Genomic DNA, 17,890 nt, shown 5'->3' with positions numbered 1-17,890 from the left:
CACGGGGACGGAATGATCTCATCGTGGGGGCAGGGAATGGCTGGGAAGCGAGAGAAGCCCGGGGACATCGTCTTGAAGCTGCGCCGAGTGGAGGTGCTGCAAGGCCGACGGCAGTCGGGCGCGGTCCGCCCGAGTTCATCACGTCCGACAATGGCCCCGGATTTGCCACGTCGAAAGTCCGTGACTGGATCGAAGCCGTGGGCGCGAAGACCGCCCATATCGAGCCGGGCCCCATTGGGAGGACGGCAACTGCGGGCGCTCCAACGCCTGCTTCCGCGACGAGCGGCTTGACGGGGAGGTCTTCTACTCGCTCCGCGACTCGCAGCTCCTCGTCGAGCGATGGTGCTGTTACTACAATACCGTCCGGGCCCACGACGCCCTGAGCTGCAGGCCACCGGCGACGGAGGGCATTGTGCCTGTCGACCGGCGCTTAACGAAACGCTAACGATCGACTCGGACCACTCGATTGGGGCAGCTCGCCATTACAGAAAGATGGTCGTCCTTCCCAAAGATTCGCGCTAGCTCCGCGCCGGCACAAACGGGGGGATCGCCATGCGGATAGCGATGATCGGGACGGGGTATGTGGGTCTGGTGTCGGGGGTGTGTTTCTCGGACTTCGGGCACGAGGTGGTGTGCGTGGACACCTCCGAGGAGAAGATCGCGCGTCTGCGGGGCGGCGCGGTTCCGATCTTCGAGCCGGGTCTCGAGGCGCTCATGGCGCGCAACGTCGAGGCGGGCCGGCTGAGCTTCACCACCGACCTCGCGGCCGCCGTGGCGGGGGCCGAGGCGGTGTTCATCGCCGTGGGCACGCCCACGCGCCGGGGCGACGGCCACGCCGACCTGCGCTTCGTGGAGGCGGCCGCGCGCGCCGTGGCCGGGGCGCTCACGGGCTACGCGGTGGTGGTCACGAAGTCGACCGTGCCCGTGGGCACCAACCGCCGGGTGGCGGCGTGGATGCGCGAGGCCGCGCCGGAGGCGGCCTTCGACGTGGCCTCGAACCCCGAGTTCCTGCGCGAGGGCGCGGCCATCGACGACTTCATGCGCCCCGACCGCGTGGTGGTGGGCGTGGAGTCCGAGCGCGCCGCCGGGGTGATGCAGGCGATCTACCGGCCCCTCTACCTGCGCGACTTTCCGGTCATGGTCACCGACCTCGAGTCGGCCGAGATGATCAAGTACGCCGCGAACGCCTTCCTGGCCGCCAAGATCACCTTCGTGAACGAGATCGCGGCCCTGTGCGAGCGCGCCGGCGCCGACATCAAGCAGGTCAGCCGCGGCATCGGGCTCGACGGGCGCATCGGCAACAAGTTCCTCCACGCCGGCCCCGGCTACGGCGGCTCGTGCTTTCCCAAGGACACCTCGGCCCTGGCGCGGATCGGCCAGGAGCACGGCGTGCCGATGCGCATCACCGAGACCGTGATGGCCGTGAACGAGGCCACCAAGCACCGCATGGTCGAGAAGCTGCGCGACCTGCTCGACGGCTCGTTCAACGGCCGCGCGGTGGCGGTGCTGGGGGTGACGTTCAAGCCCAACACCGACGACATGCGCGACGCGCCCTCGCTCACGGTGGTGCCCGCGCTGGTGGGGGGGGGCGCCAGCGTGCGCGTGGTCGACCCCCAGGGCCGCCGCGAGGGCGAGGCGCTGCTGCCCGGCGCCACCTGGCACGAGGACCCCTACGAGGCCGCCGCGGAGGCCGACCTCGTGGTGATCCTCACCGAGTGGAACGAGTTCCGCGCCCTCGACCTCGCCCGCATCGCCCGCGCCATGCGAACCCCCCGCCTCGCCGACCTGCGAAACGTCTACAGCCCCCGCGACGCCGAAGCCGCAGGCTTCGAACGCGCCGCATTCGTCGGGCGAAAGGGAATCGGGGAGGAGGCCTAAGCCCCCTCCCCCCGCCCCTCAGAACCCGGCCAGGTCGCGCCCCTCCGCGTCGGTAAGGCCGAGGAAGGCGTCCATGTCCATCGGCGCCACGGCCGGGTTCGCGTGCTGCGCCGGACCCTCGATCCCCGCGCCGCAGAGATTGCCGCCCTCGCTCGCGAAGGTCGGCACGATGCCCGTCCCGCCCGCGCCCCACGGCCCGGGATCGGCCAGAACGACGGTGCACGTGGGGCCTTCGGACAGCATCGTGCACCCGCCCATCCGCACGGCGCCGCCCGGCGCCGCTACGTGGAGCAGCGCGATCGGGTCCGGCGACGCGGCCAGCACGACCTCGACGCCGCGCAGGGCCACGCGGTCGTCGGCCTTGATCGACCCCATCGCCCGACGGAACAAGCTCGTGCGCAACGTACCGCAGACGCGGTAAGTGCCTCTTCCAGCGTTCGCGAAGAGCACGTTTGTTTCTAACAGTCCATCCGCCGTGCCCCCCTCCACCGCTCTGTCGAACGTGGGGACGCAGTAGATTAATTCGCGGATAAGGCCGCCCCACACTTCACTCTTCCGACACCATTTCTCTAGCCGGGGTACGAAGGTAGGCATGGTTCGGAGAGCAGAACAAAACGAGAAACGTTTCGCATGCGAAACGTTTCTCGTTTTGTTCCAATATCTGTTGGAAGGGCCATTCCTCCCCCGGAATGGCTATCACGGGGTAGTGCCGTCGCCACGTTTACCGTGGTAAGGGCGCGAGCGCTCCGAGGGTCTCCAGATCCCGCTCTCTGGCTTCAGCCCGCCGAAGAAGGATCATGTGTAATGTTCCTCCGCCGTCTCCTTCGCGGCCGCGACGCCCGCCCCCCGGCGTTCCGCGACGGCACGCCCGTGCCGGACCGGTGCGTCTACGCCGTAGGCGACCTTCACGGGCGCGCCGACCTGCTGGAGCTGATGCTCGACCGGATCGCCGCCGACGTCGACGAAGGCAGGCGCGCCGATGCGGCGCTGATCTTCCTCGGCGACTACGTGGACCGCGGCGAGCGCGCCGCCGCGGTGGTGTCGCGCCTGCGCGGCCTGCAGCGCGCCGAGCCCGGCCGGGTCGTGGCGCTGATGGGCAACCACGAGCGGATGATGCTCGACTTCCTGGAGGACCCGGTGCAGCGCGGCCGGCGCTGGCTGCGCCACGGCGGCGTGCAGACCCTGGCGAGCTACGGCGTCTTGGGGGCCGCCGAGGACTCGGGCCCCGCCGTCCTGCGCCGCGCCGCCGAAGCCCTGCGCGCGGCGATGCCCGCCGGCGAGGCGGCTTGGCTCGCGGCGCTGCCGGCGCTGTGGCGCTCGGGCGACCTGGTCTGCGTCCATGCCGGCGCCGACCCCGCCGCGCCCCCAGAGGCGCAGCCCGCCGAGACCCTGATCTGGGGGCACCCCCGCTTCGAGGCCGCGCCGCGCGGTGACGGCGTCTGGGTGGTGCACGGCCACACCGTGGTCGACGCCCCGCGCGTCGAGAGGGGGCGCATCGCCGTGGACACCGGCGCGTGGTTCTCGGGGCGCCTCGCGGCGGCGCGCATCGATGCGGACGGCATCGCGATGATCGAGGCTACCGGCGGCTAATGCCGTCAGCGCTAGTTTCTCGGTGAGACAAAGGAGAAGACAATTTTCGTCGTCTGTTAGCGCGAGGGGAGAGAGTGACTAACCTCCCGCGAACATCGCGCCAAGCAGCAGCAGTGGAAGCAGGCCAAGCAGCATACCGAGCCCGCCGCCATCATCGTCGACAAGGACCTCGTCGTCCTCGACCTCCTCTTCGTCTGGCGGGAACGCTGCCGGGGCATCGGACGAGATCGCATCCAGAATGTTGTCGCTGCTCCCGTCGCCCCCCTGGATGGCGGCGACTTCATCGGCGCCGAGCACCGCGGGCTCGACCCCGTCGATGCGCGCCGCAATCTGCTTGAAGTCTTCGGTGGCCACGAAGTCGCGTATCTCGACCTGCATGATCTCGCCTGGATCGAGCACCACGCTGAGGATCCCGTCCTCGTAGACATCGCCCTGAGTCAGTTCCTCGACCTGCGCAGCCGACTTCGAGCTTCCAGGATTGCTTCCTTCCGTCACGCCGAGGACCAAGGCGTTCACCTCGCCCCCCGACCTCACCATGCTCGAGATGTCGATCTCGGTCGCGATCATCCCGTCCGCATCCGAGGCGATGTAGAGAATGATCTCCCCTGCGCCGTAGAAGCCGTGGACGTGGCAATCGTCGTCGACGAGCTCCGTGACGTTCTCCTTCTTAGGCGTGAAGTCGAGCATCATCTTGCCGGGAAGCGTCTCCATCATCATCTGGAACATCTCGCCCGCGGGGGAGAGGCCGTCATGGGCTGCGCCCTCGCTCAGCGCCGTGGTGGTCTTGTGCAGGAGCGGCCAGACGTGGGCCTGCTCGACCCCGGCGGACATCATCGCCTCGACGACGTTCAGCATTTCGTGGGCCTGGTGGAGCCCGTAGTCGTCGTCCGGCGACAACCGCGTGCTCTTGGCGCTCGAGTTCCACTCCGTGACGTGGATGCTCTTGCCTCCCTCGTCGAGGTCCCAGGTCTTCTTGAGCTGGTCGAGGCCGAAGTGGCGGTCGGTGGGGTTCACCTGGCCTTCGGAGTAGAGATGCGAGACCAAGCCATCGAGGATGTCATACTCCCGCGGGTTGAACTCGTCACGGATGAGCTGGTCGTTCACGAGGCGCCAGTTCACCGAGCCGCTGTTCAGCTTGAACTCGTCTCCGAACTCGCGGTCGTAGCGCTCGCCGAGCAGCTCGAGGATCTCGTCCGGACTGGCGTCCTCCGGCATGCCCTCCGAGAGGTTGGAGTAGGAGAAGTTGGTTCCGGCCTGGGCGATGATGTCGACGTCGAAGTCGCCGCCGTGCTCGTTCTCGAGGCTCTTCAGCTCGCCGCCGACGATCCGCGTCATGGCCGAGGAGAGGCGACCGTATTCCACGGCCGTCATCTCGCCGGCGCCCCAGTATTCGTTGCCGATCTCGAAGGCGTCGATCTCGACCTTGCCGTAGCGCCCCGTCATCACGTCCCGGACGAACCCCCGCAGGTCTTCGACCGGGATGTCGATGAACCGGTCGCCGTTCTTGTCCGCACTCTCGGACAGGAACTGGCGGGTCGGCAGCACCATGGTGACCGACTTGCCGGTGTCCGCCGCGTAGGCGAAGAAGTCCGAGATTGGAACGAGCTCGACCGGCTCGTCCCTGTCGTCGAGGGCGGCCGTGTTGTTCGGATCCGTGATGCGGAAATACTTCTCGGTCAGCGATCCGCCCGGATAGCGCAGAGAGTGGATGCCCAAGTCTTCGACTGCGGCTTTCTGTTCGAGATCGGCCTGCGTGCCCCCTCGCGTGGCGAGGAAGTTCCCGCCAAACAGATCAGTTGTCGCTTCGAAGCCATCGGCGTCATGGGGGGCAAGGCGGATCATTACGACCTCCGGTTAGGGACGTCGCGGGGATACGGTTAATTCGTTGTGCGTGAATTAAACCTCGGCTTTCAATGATTTGAATAAGGCCTTGGTTTTCCGAAAACTCGACACAGGTCGTGATGTTGCGAGTGCGTTGTTAACAACTGTGCGGAAGGGTAATGACCTGCTCGAAGCGCTGCGTCATGAATGACGGTCCGCCCTTAGAGACCGGCAGCGCCGAAGCAAAGCTGTGTTTGGTCCGGCACTGCCGATCTTCAGATCTCTACGACCGCGAGAGAATTTCCCTTACTTCCTGCTGTTGGATGGCGACCGGCAGGTAGCGGGGCCTGTCGGGCAGCGGGTGATGAGGGAGCATCATCGGATACCACTCCTTCTCCTCATCCCGCATGATCGCGTCGACGCCGTCGCTGAACTCGCAGCCGTCCGGGCAGGGGGTAAAACGCGCTTCACCCTTCTCCCATCGGAACTCGCAGACAAGACCCAGCGACTTGCACGTCAGACACATCGTTCTCTCCTCGGCATTCAAATCGGAAGACTTGGCGAAGGATGGTTACCGAAGCGTTACTGTCTCGAACTCTCTCCAACTTTGCCCGACTTAGATGCTTTCTTGACGACGTGTTTGCTTAATGCCTTGTTCACCGTTTCTTGTCAGAGGTGCCGTTGGCTGAGCATCCCACTAAACTTATCAAACCACCGAAAATACCAATAGATGAAGCAACTATTTTGGCGCTACCGCAGTGCTGCGAACCTCCGGCGGGAAACTGTCGGGGGTATTCGCGGTTGCGAAGTCGATTTCCCGGAACACAACGTGGCGAATGGGTCCGGAAGAGACGCCCCTTCCCCCCATCTAATGGAAATGACAGCCGTCTTTCCAACGGAGGGGTCCCATGAGGTTCTCTCCGCCCTGCCGGCGCCAAGGCCGGGCGCAGTTGCAGGGGCCGCTTTGCCTCCGCCGAGATTACGCTCGAACCTCGCGGATGCCATAGCCGCCGGCGCTTCGAAGCCGGGTTCGTGGTCGCTCCCTGCGCGCTGTCCGACGGGCGCAGAAGCCTCCACGTTCGTAGCCGGATCCGCCGCCTGCACCGCAACTGAAGAGACGACAACGACCGCGATGATGGAATGCGTGACGGTCCAGCGCGTCGTCACCGCGGAGGAACGCCGGGACGAGTGGTATTCCGGTTTCGCCCATGGAGACGACGAGCACTTCTGGGATTACGGCCCGTGCATACGCGAACTCCCTTCGAACACCCTCGAAATCATCGAAGGAATCGTAGGTGTCGAGGATGCCGCTGACCCCCTCCTTGCACTCGTGGAGGCGGCCGAGGGGGATGGTGGGGTCTGGGCCGAGACCTGGCGCGAGACGTTCGAGAAGAACGCCGAGTCTGCCGGCGAGGTATGGCCGATTGCCCGGCGTATCGATGCGGCTGGGCTCTACGGTGTGCACGGAGTGACGCCAGCAACCATGCCGCTGAACGAGCGGGCAGCATGGCTCGAAGATTTGGTGAATGAGGTAGTCGCCTACGCGGATGCCTCGGGTCTCGCGCTCGAAGACAACGCCGTAGCGCGTATCGTCCGCATCGCCCGCTCCCGCCGTGCGCTCGACACCGGCACTGGCGTGGTGGACGTGGGCTCGCTCGCCATCCTCGGTGGGGTCTCCGAGGAGCGGGTGCGGAACCTGATGTCCAGCGCCTCGCCCACGCTCGAAGGCGGTTTCGAGGGGGGCGCGACGGCGGCGAGCGCACTTGCCTGGCTTCAGAAGCGCCCTGACTTTCGCAACTCGATCTGGAATCACCGAGAGGCAGCTCCTCAGGAGAGCGCACCCCTCGACCCGGAGGCGATCATATTCGTGCCCATGGCGCGGGATGGAAGCATATTCCACCCGCACCTGTGGCGACACGAATGGTATTGGATCGGCGGAAAGCGCGAGGAACGACGCTTCAGACGTTTCGACGATGCGCTGGCCGCCCTCAACGCGATGCCAGTGCCACGCTGGCGGCGACCGAACGAGCAGGGGGATTGGGAAACAGTTGCCGGCGTCGCTTGGCAGCGCATCGACCTGTCCGCCGACGACGACGCATGAGCTCCCCGATCGTGAGTACCTCATGGATCTGTCGGCTTCCGGTCTCCGCCCTCCTCGGAACGCTGCTCAGCTTGACGCCCGCGCGCACCCACGAGGCCCCGCGGAATCGCCGCGGCCTGCATGGCATGCAAACCCCAATCGAGTCTAAGCAGACTGGCGCTCGTTTAGGGGCCGCGCGACGGCCTTTCCTGAAGCTGGATACACGGTCCCTGTCCGTGGGGGGCTTCGCACAGTGACCCCAAGCAAATCGGTCAGCTCCAAGCGGTGCCACTCCCGGTGCGTCCAGTGGAAAGCCCTGGTCCGCCATGGCACTGCCCTTTCCTTCCATCGGAAAGCCCCGCCCGAAGGAGTGGCCGTCATGGCAACCCCCTTGCGCCGCGGCGACGGCTCAGGTCGCTGCAGCGACGGTTGCCGCCCGCGCCGCGCTCGCCCCTTTTTTGCTTTCAGGAAAGGCCGCCCCGCGCGCGCGTATCGCTCCGAAAACCCTCCGGCGGAGGGTACCCCTACGGCGCCCTTGCGCGTGCGCGAGGCGAAACCTGCGGTAGCGCATCTCCAGCGCGAAGGCATCGGTTCGCCCTCTGGCTGGTCCTGGGGTATCGAGGCCGCCCGTCACCGCACTCATCGAAATGACGCGGCGCAGAAGCGGGAAAGCTCGGGCAATCCTGCAAGCCCGCTACGCGGCCCCGCGCCGCACGTTCCCTCCCTCCCATACCCATCGGACGCGCCCCACTTAGGGCGTTCCCTGTTGCCCGAGGGGTGGGCAGGACACTGGCGAGGGTGGGCACTCACACGCCCCCGCTGGCGAGCCTGGTGCGTAGCCATTCGCGTTCGGGGGAGTGCCCCTCGCCACGCCTGCCAGCGCGGGAGGGGCCTGCCTGTATGCGGGGCGACCCCGCAGAGGAAGCGTAGGGGGGAAGAACGCTGAGTGTCTAGCGGCGGGATGCGAAACAGTGGTGAGAATGCACGCGCCCCGTTGAGCGACCGGTTACACTGCTGCGATACTCGTTCGTCCGGGCTTCGAACAACCATCAAGGGATGCGTCTGATACACTGCGTGGTATGATGTGTGGTACGAATTTCCGCGGCTTGAAAAGTTTCATTTGATATCAAGGTGATATTAGGGTTGTTCGGCACCCTTCGTCTCCGCCACCCCCACCCATCGTTCGTGTCCGGCGCCGCCGATGCCGACGGGCGTGGGGGTCCCGATCCCTCTACAGACCGAGCACCCCCGTCGCGCCGACGGTCAGGCCGGGACCGGCTCGCCCTCGCGGCGGGCGCGGCCCTGCTGGAGATAGGCGATAAGCCCGAGCAGCAGCAGCGCGGGCAGGAAGAACAGCTCCTTGGGGAGGCGGTCCGCCTCGACCTCGATGCCGGTGACCACCCAGTCAAAGTCCACGCCCATCTGCTCGGCCACGCCGCCGAAGGCCAGGAGGTCCACGATCACCTCCCCGTCGCGCTCCACGAGGTCGAGGCCGGCGCTCCGGGACAGGCGGTCGAAGCCGCTGCCGCCGGCCTCTCCAAGGGGCAGCAGGAAGTTCGAGGACACCTCGCTGCCGTCGAGCGTCACGCCCTCCAGCCCGACGCGCAGCTCGGCCCCGGCGGGGGCGGCCTCCGCGATCGCGAACACCTCCTCGGCGGGGCGCTGCTGGAACGGCGGCTCGATCCGGTCGAGCCAGAAGCCCGGGCGGAACAGCGTGAAGGCGATCAGCAGCAGCGCCACCGTCTCCCAGATGCGGTTGCGGGTCACGAACCAGTTCATGGTGGCCGCCGTGAACACCAGGATGCCGACCGTAGAGACGGCGAACACGATGATGCCCTGCCACCATGTCACGTCGATCAGCAGCAGGTCGGTGTTGAAGATGAACACGAACGGCAGGACCACGGTGCGCAAGGAGTAGAAGAACGCCGTGAAGCCGGTCTTGATGGCGTCGCCCCCGGATACTGCGGCGGCGGCGAAGCTGGCCAGCCCCACGGGCGGCGTTACGTCGGCCATGATCCCGAAGTAGAACACGAACAGGTGCACCGCGATCAGCGGCACGATCAGGCCGGACTGGGCGCCCAGTTCCACCACCACGGCGACCATGAGCGAGGAGACCACGATGTAGTTCGCCGTGGTCGGCAGCCCCATCCCGAGGATCAGCGAGAGCACGGCGACCAGGATCAGCATGAGGATCAGGTTGCCGCCCGACAGGAACTCCACGAAGTCGGCCATGACCTGCCCGATCCCGGTCAGCGACACGGTGCCCACGATGATGCCCGCGGTGGCGGTGGCGAGGCCGATGCCGATCATGTTGCGCGCGCCGTCGATCATGCCGGCGATCAGGTCGATCACGCCCTCGCGGGCGCGCCCCAGCAGCTCGCCGTCGCCGCGGAACAGGGCCTTGAGGGGCTTCTGGGTGACGAGGATGAAGAACAAGAGGAACGTGGCCCAGAACGCCGAGAGGCCCGGCGACTTCCGCTCGATCATCAGGAAGTAGACCAGCACCACGATGGGCAGCAGGTAGTAGAGGCCGGTCTTGTAGATTTCGCCCAGGTCGGGGAGCTCCACGATCTCGGCCTCGGGGTCGTCGGGATGCAGGTCGTCGGTCTGCGCGGCCAGCCAGACGAGCGCGACGTAGACCACCCCGACGAGGACCGCGAGCAGCCAGCCCGCGCCCTCGGGCACGGCGGCGGTGATCCAGCGGACGGGGTACTGGGTGGCGTAGCACAGGATGGCGAAGCCGGCGAAAAACAGCACCATGCCCATGATCGTGCGCCAGGTGCTGACCACCTTGTCGCCGATGGTGGGCATGCGCTGCTTCACCGCCTCAAGGTGCACGATGTAGACCAGCGCGATGTAGGAGATGACGGCTGGCAGGAAGGCGTGGGTGATGACCTCGAAGTAGGAGATGCCCACGTACTCCACCATCAGGAAGGCCGCGGCCCCCATGACGGGGGGCATGATCTGGCCGTTCACCGAGGAGGCGACCTCGACCGATCCGGCCTTCTCGGCCGAGAAGCCCACGCGCTTCATGAGCGGGATCGTGAAGGTGCCCGTGGTGACCACGTTGGCGATCGAGGAGCCGGAGATGAGGCCCGTGGCGGCCGATCCCACCACGGCGGCCTTGGCGGGCCCGCCCTTCAGGTGGCCCAGCGCGCCGAACGCCATCTTGATGAAGTAGTTGCCGGCGCCGGCCTTGTCCAAGAGGGCGCCGAACAGCACGAACAGGAACACGAACTTCGTGGAGACGCCGAGCGCGATGCCGAACACCCCCTCGGAGGTGATCCACATGTGGCTCATAGCCTTGCGCAAGGATGCGCCCGCCCAGCGAATCTGGTCGGGCACCACGTCGGACGAGCCGAAGAAGACGTAGAACAGGAACACCAGCGCCAGGATCACCATCACGGGGCCCAGCGTTCGGTAGGCGGCGATGAAGAGCAGCGTCAGGCCCGCGAGGGCGGCGAGCGCGTCGGCGTCGTCGGCCAGCCCGCCGTTGCCCACGATCTTGTCGTAGAAAAAGTAGCCGTAGAGCGCGAGGAACGCGCCCGCGAGCCCCAGGGCCCAGTCGTAGAGCGGCACCCGGTCGCGCGGGGCGCCGCGCCAGAGCGGGTAGACCATGGCGGCCAGGAACACGGCGTAGGCGAGGTGGATCTGGCGGCTGTTGTTGATGAGGTCGCCCGGCAGCACCCATGGCGCCACCGGCGAAGCCAGCAGCACCTGGAAGATCGACCAGCTCAGGGCCACCGCGGCCACGAAGAGGCCCACGGCCCCGGCAGGGTTGCGCCCGCCCGCGTCGTTCGCGGAGACCAGCTCCTGCAGCTCGTCGTCCCTCAGTGCCTTGCCCGCCATCGCCCCGCTCCTCCCCAGGTTAGGTGCCCGGGGCGCAGGTGCGCTCCGGGCGGTCGTTCAGGCCCGGATCACTCCAGGAGGCCGGCCTCGCGGTAGTAGCGCTCGGCGCCCGGGTGCAGCGGGGCCGAGAGGCCCGCGCTCACCATCTCGGCGGGGTCGAGGTCGGCGAAGGCGGGGTGGAGGCGGCGGAAGTCGTCCATGTTCTCGAACACCGACTTCACCAGCGTGTAGACTACCTCGTCGCTCACGTCGGCCGAGGTCACGAAGGTCGCGCCCACGCCGAAGGTCGCGGTGTCCTCGTCGTTGCCGCGGTACATGCCGCCCGGGATGGTGGCGGTGCGGTAGAACGGGTTCTCCTCGACCAGCGCCTCGACCTCCGGGCCGGCGACCTCGACCAGCACCGAGTCGCAGGCCGTGGTGGCCTCCTGGATCGAGCCCGAGGGGTGGCCCACGGTGTAGACCATCGCGTCGATCTGGTTGTCGCACAAGGCGGCGGACTGCTCGGCGGCCTTCATCTCGGTGGCGAGCGCGAAGTCGTCGGTGGTCCAGCCCTTGGCCTCCATCAGCACCTCCATGGTGCCGCGCTGGCCCGAGCCGGGGTTGCCGATGTTGACGCGCTTGCCCTTGAGGTCGTCGAAGCTCTCGATCCCGGCTTCGGCGCGGGCCACCACGGTGAAGGGCTCGGGGTGGACCGAGAACACCGCGCGCAGGCCCTCGAACGGCCCCGCCTCCTCGAACTGCGAGGAGCCGTTGTAGGCGTGGTACTGCCAGTCGGACTGGGCGACGCCGAACTCCAGCTCGCCCTCGCGGATGGTGTTGATGTTGTAGACCGAGCCGCCCGTGGACTCGACCGAGCAGCGCAGCCCGTGCTCGGCGCGGCCCGCGTTCACGAGGCGGCAGATGGCGCCGCCGGTGGGGTAGTACACGCCGGTCACGCCGCCGGTGCCGATGGTGAAGAACTGCTGGTCCTGCGCCGCGGCGCCCGAGGCGGCCATCACGGCCGCGCCCGCCAGACCGAGGAACGATTTCGCGTAGGTCATCCGGTTTCTCCTCCTTGCCGGCCCTCGTGGGGCCAGTGCGGGGCGCCTCGTGGTCCCGGGCGCCCTTCCATGCCGGAGCGTTTCGCGTCCCGGCCGCGGAGTCCACCCCTCCGTGCCCCGCGGGCGCCTTCACAGAGGCGCGCGGCGGGCGGATCGCCCCTCGCGCGGGCCGGCGTGCATGCTATCGGTGCACCGTCCCGCCCGGAGGCCCCTCGCCATGTCCCACGTCTTCCCGCGCCACTGCCACGCCGCGCCCCCCACGGCGGTGGCGGGCGACGGCTGCTACCTCGTCGACGCGGAAGGACGCCGCTACCTCGACGGCTCGGGCGGCGCCGCCGTCTCGTGCCTCGGGCATTCCAACGCGCGCGTGGCGGAGGCGATCAAGGCGCAGGTGGACCGGCTGGCCTTCGCGCATACCGGCTTCTTCACGTCCGATCCCGCCGAGGCGCTCGCCGACCGCCTGATCGCCAGGGCGCCCGGCGATCTGGACCGGGTCTACCTCGTGTCGGGCGGGTCCGAGGCGGTGGAGGCGGCGATCAAGCTCGCGCGGCAGTTCCACCTCGAGAACGGCGAGCCCGAGCGGCGCCACCTGGTCGCCCGGCGCCAAAGCTACCACGGCAACACCCTCGGCGCGCTGGCGGCGGGCGGCAACGCATGGCGCCGCGAGCAGTTCGCGCCGCTCCTGATCGACGTCAGCCACGTCGCGCCCTGCTACGCCTACGCCGAGCGCGAGGAGGGCGAGAGCGAGACCGACTACGCCGCCCGCGCCGCGCAGGCCGTGGAGGACGAGTTCCTGCGGCTTGGCCCCGAAACGGTGATGGCCTTCATCGCCGAGCCGGTGGTGGGCGCGACCCTGGGCGCGGTGCCGGCGGTGGGCGACTATTTCGCCCGCGTGCGCGCGACCTGCGACCGGCACGGCGTGCTCCTGATCCTCGACGAGGTGATGTGCGGCATGGGGCGCACGGGGCACCTCTTCGCCTGCGAGGCGGACGGGGTCGCGCCCGACATCCTGTGCATCGCCAAGGGGCTGGGCGCGGGCTACCAGCCCATCGGCGCCATGCTCTGCACGAAGGCCATATACGAGCGCATCGCCGCCGGCACGGGCTTCTTCCAGCACGGCCACACCTATCTCGGCCACCCGGTCGCCGCCGCCGCCGCGCTGGCGGTGGTGGACGAGCTGGAGGAGCACGCGCTGGTGGAGCGCGTCCACGCCCTCGGCCCGCGCTTCCTGGCGATGCTGCGCGAGCGCTTCGCCCAGCACCCCCACGTGGGCGACATCCGCGGGCGCGGGCTGTTCCAGGGGCTGGAGTTCGTGGCCGACCGCGCCGCGCGGGCGCCCTTCGACCCCGCGCGGGGCATCGCGGGCAAGCTGAAGCGGGCGGCCTTCGCGGAAGGGCTGATCTGCTACCCCATGCCCGGCACCCGCGACGGGCGCCGCGGCGACCACGTGCTTCTGGCCCCGCCCTTCATCGCCACCGAGGCGCAGCTGGAGGAGCTGTGCGACAAGCTCGGCCGGGCGCTGGCGGCGATGCTGCCGTAGGCTTCACATGCCGGTGGGCTACAACGGCGGCGCCTCGACCGTCGTTGTCTATGGCACGCCGGTCCGCCGCCCGCTGCGGGGGCGCCGCGGGCCGCGGCTTCGGGACGTCCGAGGGCACGATCCTGCCCGCGCCCGCGGTGCCCGGCGCCTAGACCGTTCCGCCGAGCGAGCCCTCGAGCTGCGCCATCTCCTGCCCGCCGGCCATGAGGTCCTGCAGCGCCTCGGGCGTGATCTCGCCGCGCCGGGCGGTGCCCAGCGTCTTGCCGCGGTTGAGCACCGTGAAGCGGTCGCCCACCGCCAGCGCGTGGCGCACGTTGTGGGAGATGAACACCACGCCGATGCCCTGCTTGCGCACCTTGTCGATGGTGGCGAGCACGTTCGAGGTCTGGCGCACTCCCAAGGCGGAAGTCGGTTCGTCGAGGATCAGCACCTTGGCGCCGAAGTGCACCGCGCGGGCGATGGCCACGGTCTGCCGCTCGCCGCCCGAGAGCGTGCCGACCGCCTGGTCGGGTGCGCGCAAGGATATGCCCATGGAGCGCATCGCCTCCATGGTGGTCCGGTTCATGCCGTCCGTGTCCATGCGCTTGAACGGCCCGCGCCCGGTGGTCGGCTCGCGGCCCATGAAGAAATTGCGGGTCACGCTCATCAGCGGGATCATCGCGAGGTCCTGGAACACGGTGGCGATGCCCGCCTCCATGGCGTCGCGGGGCGAGGCGAAGTCCATGTGCCGGCCCTCGAACAGGATCTCGCCCTTCGTGGGCTTGTGGACGCCCGACATGGTCTTGATGAAGGTCGACTTGCCCGCGCCGTTGTCGCCCAGGAGGCAATGGCACTCGCCGGGGCGCACGTCGAACGAGACGCCGGCCAGCGCGATGATGTTGCCGAAGTGCTTCTCGATGTCGCGCATTTGGACGATGGGCGCGGCATCCGGCGCGTCGCCGTGGTGGAAGGTGCTGTCCTGGGTCATCACCGCTCTCCCGTGACGCGCTTGCGGATCGCGTTGTTGAAGAGGACCGCGATCAGGAGCATCCCGCCCAGGAACACCTGGAACCAGTCCTGGTCGAAGTCGGTGTAGGTCAGCCCGATCACCACCATGCCGAAGATGATCGCCCCGAAGAACGCGCCGATCGCCGAGCCGTAGCCGCCCGTCAGCAGGCACCCTCCGATCACGGCGGCGATGATAGCCTCGAACTCCTTCTGGAAGCCCCGGCGCGAGTCCGTCGAGCCGGCGTCCATCACCGTGACGATGGCCACGAGGGCGGCGCAAGAGGCGGTGACCATGAAGAGCGCGATCTTCACCCGCCGCACCGGCACGCCCGAGTTGGTGGCGGCGTTCGCGTCGCCCCCGGCGGCGAAGATCCAGTTGCCCGCGGGCGTGCGCAGCAGCACCCAGGTGGCCGCGAAGGCGAGGAGGACGAACCAGACGATCTCGATCGGCAGGCCCGGCACCTTGGGGGCGCCGTTGTTGAAGGTCTCGACCCAGCCTGCCTCGGCGGCCCAGGCGAAGAACGGCCCGAAGGCGTCGCCTGAGAAGAACGGCGCGAGCCAGTCCCCTTCCGTCGCCTCGCGCACGCCGCGAAGCTGCGTGGAGCCGCCCGTCGCCATCTTGAGGCCGACGAGCGACAGGCCGCGCAGGATGAACAGGAAGGCCAGGGTGACGATGAAGCTCGGCAGGCCGGACTTGATCACGATCAGGCCGTTCAGCGAGCCGACCGCGGCGGCGAAGGCGAAGGTCAGCGGGATGGCGAGGATCAGCGGCAGGCCGAAGGTCACGGTGGCGGCCGCGAAGAACAGCCCTGCGAAGGCCACCATGGAGCCGATCGAGAGGTCGAACTCGCCGCCGATCATCAGGAGCGCCGCGCCGATGGCGAGGATGCCGAGCTGCGCGGCGGGGGTCATGAAGTTGATCACGCCCGAGAGCGTGAACATCGCCGGGTCGGCGGTCACGAGGAAGAAGAGCGTCACCAGCACCACGCCGGCGATGGCGCCGAGCTCGGGGCGCTTCATCACGCGGGCGCCGAACCCCTCCTTCTTCAGCCGCTCGTCGGCCGCGGGTGGCGGCATGGCGGTCCCATCGGTCATCGTCGTCTCCCCCTGCTCCCGACCGAGAAGGGGGCCGCGGCGCGACGCGGCGCCGCGACCCCCGGTGTCATGCGCACGCGGCCCGGTGGGCCGCCGCGGCCATCAGCGGATGCCCTGCGCGGACAGCTCGATCGCCTGGCCGGCCTTGTCCTGGGTGACGAGGTTCGGGCCCGAGGCCACGTCGCCGCCCGGCATCAGGCCGTAGTTCGCGTTGTTGGCCAGGAACACCACCGGCAGGTAGCCCTGCAGGAACTGCTGCTGGTCGATCGCGAAGGCGGCCTCGCCGTCGACGATGCTCTGCAGGAAGTTGGCCGACAGGTCGAACGTGGCGACCATCACGTCGCGGCCCGAGGCGTTCGCGGCCGCGACCGCCGGCTCGCCGGCGAGCGAGGCGCCCAGCGCCATCACGGTGTCGACGTCCTCGTTGGAGGCCAGCGCGGCGGAGACCTTGGATTCGATCTCGGCGGGGTCGTTGCCCGTGGGCACGACCTCGACCGCGCCGCCGAAGCCCTCGGCGAAGCCCTCGCAGCGCAGGTCGAGCGCCACGTTGCCGACCTCGTGGTTGACGCAGATCGCGCTGGTGCCGCCCATCTCGGCCAGCTTCTCGCCGGCAGCCACGCCCGCGTCGCGCTCGGACTGGCCGACGTGCAGCGCAGCCCCGAGATCGCCCGCCACGTCGGAGCCGGAGTTCATGGAGATCACGGGGATGCCCGCGGCCACGGCCCGCTCGATCGACGGTCCCAGCGCGTCGCCGTCGGGGATCGAGACCACCAGCCCGTCGGGCTCCTGGTTCACGGCCGCGTCGATGAGCTGGCTCATGGCCACCATGTCGAAGGTCTCGGGCGCGCGGTAGTCGACGTTGGCGCCGGTATGCTCGGCGGCGAGGTCGACGCCGTTCTTGACCACCGACCAGAACGGGTCGTTGGCCTGCCCGTGGCTGACCACGATGATGTCCTGCGCGAGCGCGGGCGCGGCGATGCCCATCGCCGCCACGGCCGCGGCCGCCTTGAAGAGCTTGGTCATGTTACCTCCCAAAGGTATCGCGGGGGCCGTTCCCCCCATGGACACGCCCGGCCTCCACCAATCGCGCCCGCTCCGCCGACTCTCCCTGAGCCGATGGAACATCCATTCCGTAAGGTCCGGGGCGCCGTCCTGTCAACCGTCGCGGCGCGCCGCGCCGGCCGCCACTGCGAGCGTTGCCGCGATCGTCATCGAGGCGGCCATGGAGCGGAAGCCGGCCACCTCCGCCTCGGCGGCCACCACCAGCTCGGCTGCGTGGGGCGCGAGGGGACAGGCTTCGGAGTCCGTCAGGCCGTAGACCGTCACGCCGCGCGCCGCCGCCGCTGCCGCCAGCGCCACCGTCTCCTCGGAGAACGGCGCGAAGGTCACGGCCAGCAGCACGTCGCCCGGCACCATCGTGGCCGCGGCATCGAGCTTGCCCGCGCCGGTGTGCAGCGCCGCCGGGATGTCGAGCCGCCCGAGCAGGTAGGCCATCGCGCCCACCAGCGCGAAGGCCCGCCGGAACCCGGCCAGGTGGACGACCCGCGCGCGCCCCATGCCCCGCGCCATGCGGTCCAACGCCTCGCTGATATCCGTGTCCGACAACGCCACGAGCGAGCGGTGCCCGGCCTCCGCGAAGTCCGCCAGCAGGCGCCCCGTGGCGACCGCGCCGCCCTCGCGCAGCGCGGCGATGCGGGTGTCGTAGTCGGGGCGGAAGCTTGCGACGCCGGCGCGCAGCAGGTCCTGCATGGCGGAGTATCCGGGGAAGCCCAGCGCCTGGCAGAACCGCACGTAGACCGACGGCGCCACACCCGCCGCGCCGGCCATCTGCGACACCGTGGAGACGGCCACGAGGTGCAGGTGCCGGCGTGTGTACTCGGCGCACTGGCGCAGCCGCCGCGGCAGCCGCTCCGCGTCGCCGTCGAGGCGCGCGATCAGCGCCGCGACGGTCTCCGGCGCCGCGTTGGTGGGCTCCCCGTCCACGCCGTTCCCTCCGGTGACTGCGGGCGC

Annotated in this window: 14 protein-coding genes; 5 read left to right on the top strand and 9 right to left on the bottom strand. The window is 68.8% G+C overall.

The features are described from left to right. Positions 1–184 precede the first annotated feature (184 nt). Both K3554_RS08110 and K3554_RS08105 read left to right on the top strand, forming a co-directional pair. Positions 185–445 carry an integrase core domain-containing protein gene (locus K3554_RS08110; RefSeq protein WP_409197345.1) on the top strand — a complete coding sequence of 87 codons (261 nt, stop codon included), beginning with the start codon at positions 185–187 and terminating at the stop codon, positions 443–445. Between the two features lie 107 nt (positions 446–552). After that, on the top strand, positions 553–1,878 hold the full coding sequence (locus tag K3554_RS08105; RefSeq protein WP_259939069.1) for a UDP-glucose/GDP-mannose dehydrogenase family protein: 1,326 nt from the start codon (positions 553–555) through the stop codon (positions 1,876–1,878). Positions 1,879–1,896: 18 nt separating this feature from the next. Here K3554_RS08105 and K3554_RS08100 read toward each other — a convergent pair whose 3' ends face one another. After that, a complete protein-coding gene (locus tag K3554_RS08100; protein ID WP_259939068.1) occupies positions 1,897–2,253 on the bottom strand; it encodes a hypothetical protein in 357 nt (118 codons plus the stop codon). 429 nt (positions 2,254–2,682) lie between these two features. Here K3554_RS08100 and K3554_RS08095 point away from each other — a divergent pair, with 429 nt between their 5' ends. Further along, complete coding sequence (locus tag K3554_RS08095) at positions 2,683–3,468, top strand: metallophosphoesterase (RefSeq protein WP_259939067.1); 786 nt, start codon at positions 2,683–2,685, stop codon at positions 3,466–3,468. Positions 3,469–3,546: 78 nt separating this feature from the next. Here K3554_RS08095 and K3554_RS08090 read toward each other — a convergent pair whose 3' ends face one another. Together K3554_RS08090 and K3554_RS08085 are read right to left on the bottom strand one after the other, a co-directional pair. Further along, on the bottom strand, positions 3,547–5,184 hold the full coding sequence (locus K3554_RS08090) for a hypothetical protein (protein ID WP_259939066.1): 1,638 nt from the start codon (positions 5,182–5,184) through the stop codon (positions 3,547–3,549). 388 nt (positions 5,185–5,572) lie between these two features. Next, on the bottom strand, positions 5,573–5,815 hold the full coding sequence (locus K3554_RS08085) for a hypothetical protein (RefSeq protein ID WP_259939065.1): 243 nt from the start codon (positions 5,813–5,815) through the stop codon (positions 5,573–5,575). Positions 5,816–6,433: 618 nt separating this feature from the next. On the opposite strand from K3554_RS08085, the gene K3554_RS08080 reads away from it, so the two are divergent. After that, positions 6,434–7,390 carry a hypothetical protein gene (locus K3554_RS08080; RefSeq protein ID WP_259939064.1) on the top strand — a complete coding sequence of 319 codons (957 nt, stop codon included), beginning with the start codon at positions 6,434–6,436 and terminating at the stop codon, positions 7,388–7,390. Positions 7,391–8,632: 1,242 nt separating this feature from the next. On the opposite strand, the gene K3554_RS08075 is transcribed toward K3554_RS08080, so the two are convergent. Both K3554_RS08075 and K3554_RS08070 read right to left on the bottom strand, forming a co-directional pair. Next, complete coding sequence (locus tag K3554_RS08075) at positions 8,633–11,218, bottom strand: TRAP transporter permease (RefSeq protein ID WP_259939063.1); 2,586 nt, start codon at positions 11,216–11,218, stop codon at positions 8,633–8,635. Between the two features lie 68 nt (positions 11,219–11,286). Beyond that, positions 11,287–12,213, bottom strand: coding sequence for a TAXI family TRAP transporter solute-binding subunit (locus tag K3554_RS08070; protein ID WP_259945839.1), 927 nt, complete (start codon positions 12,211–12,213; stop codon positions 11,287–11,289). A gap of 262 nt (positions 12,214–12,475) precedes the next feature. Here K3554_RS08070 and K3554_RS08065 point away from each other — a divergent pair, with 262 nt between their 5' ends. After that, entirely contained in the window at positions 12,476–13,798 is a 1,323-nt protein-coding gene (locus K3554_RS08065; protein WP_259939061.1) for an aspartate aminotransferase family protein, read from the top strand. A gap of 148 nt (positions 13,799–13,946) precedes the next feature. Here the strand turns inward: K3554_RS08065 and K3554_RS08060 are convergent, their stop codons facing one another. From K3554_RS08060 to K3554_RS08045, 4 genes are all read right to left on the bottom strand, one after another. Then, on the bottom strand, positions 13,947–14,765 hold the full coding sequence (locus K3554_RS08060; RefSeq protein ID WP_259939059.1) for an ATP-binding cassette domain-containing protein: 819 nt from the start codon (positions 14,763–14,765) through the stop codon (positions 13,947–13,949). After that, on the bottom strand, positions 14,765–15,862 hold the full coding sequence (locus K3554_RS08055; RefSeq protein WP_259945837.1) for an ABC transporter permease: 1,098 nt from the start codon (positions 15,860–15,862) through the stop codon (positions 14,765–14,767). Before K3554_RS08055 ends, K3554_RS08060 begins: the two co-directional genes overlap by 1 nt. 120 nt (positions 15,863–15,982) lie before the next feature. Continuing rightward, positions 15,983–16,903, bottom strand: a complete 921-nt coding sequence (locus K3554_RS08050) for a sugar ABC transporter substrate-binding protein (RefSeq protein WP_259939056.1) — start codon at positions 16,901–16,903, stop codon at positions 15,983–15,985. 132 nt (positions 16,904–17,035) lie between these two features. Continuing rightward, complete coding sequence (locus K3554_RS08045; RefSeq protein ID WP_259939053.1) at positions 17,036–17,863, bottom strand: MurR/RpiR family transcriptional regulator; 828 nt, start codon at positions 17,861–17,863, stop codon at positions 17,036–17,038. Between the last annotated feature and the right edge of the window lie 27 nt (positions 17,864–17,890).

The sequence above is a fragment of the Jannaschia sp. W003 genome (genome assembly GCF_025144335.1).
In the GTDB taxonomy this organism is placed as follows: domain Bacteria; phylum Pseudomonadota; class Alphaproteobacteria; order Rhodobacterales; family Rhodobacteraceae; genus Jannaschia.
The sequence above is the reverse complement of the archived record's forward strand: the minus strand, read 5'-3'. Positions and strand labels throughout refer to the sequence as shown.

Bases quoted from the DNA above. Each gene is read 5' to 3' on its own strand.
- K3554_RS08105 (WP_259939069.1), top strand. From the start codon at position 553: ATGCGGATAGCGATGATCGGGACGGGGTATGTGGGTCTGGTGTCGGGG.
- K3554_RS08100 (WP_259939068.1), bottom strand. From the start codon at position 2,253: ATGGGGTCGATCAAGGCCGACGACCGCGTGGCCCTGCGCGGCGTCGAG.
- K3554_RS08095 (WP_259939067.1), top strand. From the start codon at position 2,683: ATGTTCCTCCGCCGTCTCCTTCGCGGCCGCGACGCCCGCCCCCCGGCG.
- K3554_RS08085 (WP_259939065.1), bottom strand. From the start codon at position 5,815: ATGTGTCTGACGTGCAAGTCGCTGGGTCTTGTCTGCGAGTTCCGATGG.
- K3554_RS08075 (WP_259939063.1), bottom strand. From the start codon at position 11,218: ATGGCGGGCAAGGCACTGAGGGACGACGAGCTGCAGGAGCTGGTCTCC.
- K3554_RS08070 (WP_259945839.1), bottom strand. From the start codon at position 12,213: ATGGCCGCCTCGGGCGCCGCGGCGCAGGACCAGCAGTTCTTCACCATC.
- K3554_RS08065 (WP_259939061.1), top strand. From the start codon at position 12,476: ATGTCCCACGTCTTCCCGCGCCACTGCCACGCCGCGCCCCCCACGGCG.
- K3554_RS08060 (WP_259939059.1), bottom strand. From the start codon at position 14,765: ATGACCCAGGACAGCACCTTCCACCACGGCGACGCGCCGGATGCCGCG.
- K3554_RS08055 (WP_259945837.1), bottom strand. From the start codon at position 15,862: ATGCCGCCACCCGCGGCCGACGAGCGGCTGAAGAAGGAGGGGTTCGGC.
- K3554_RS08050 (WP_259939056.1), bottom strand. From the start codon at position 16,903: ATGACCAAGCTCTTCAAGGCGGCCGCGGCCGTGGCGGCGATGGGCATC.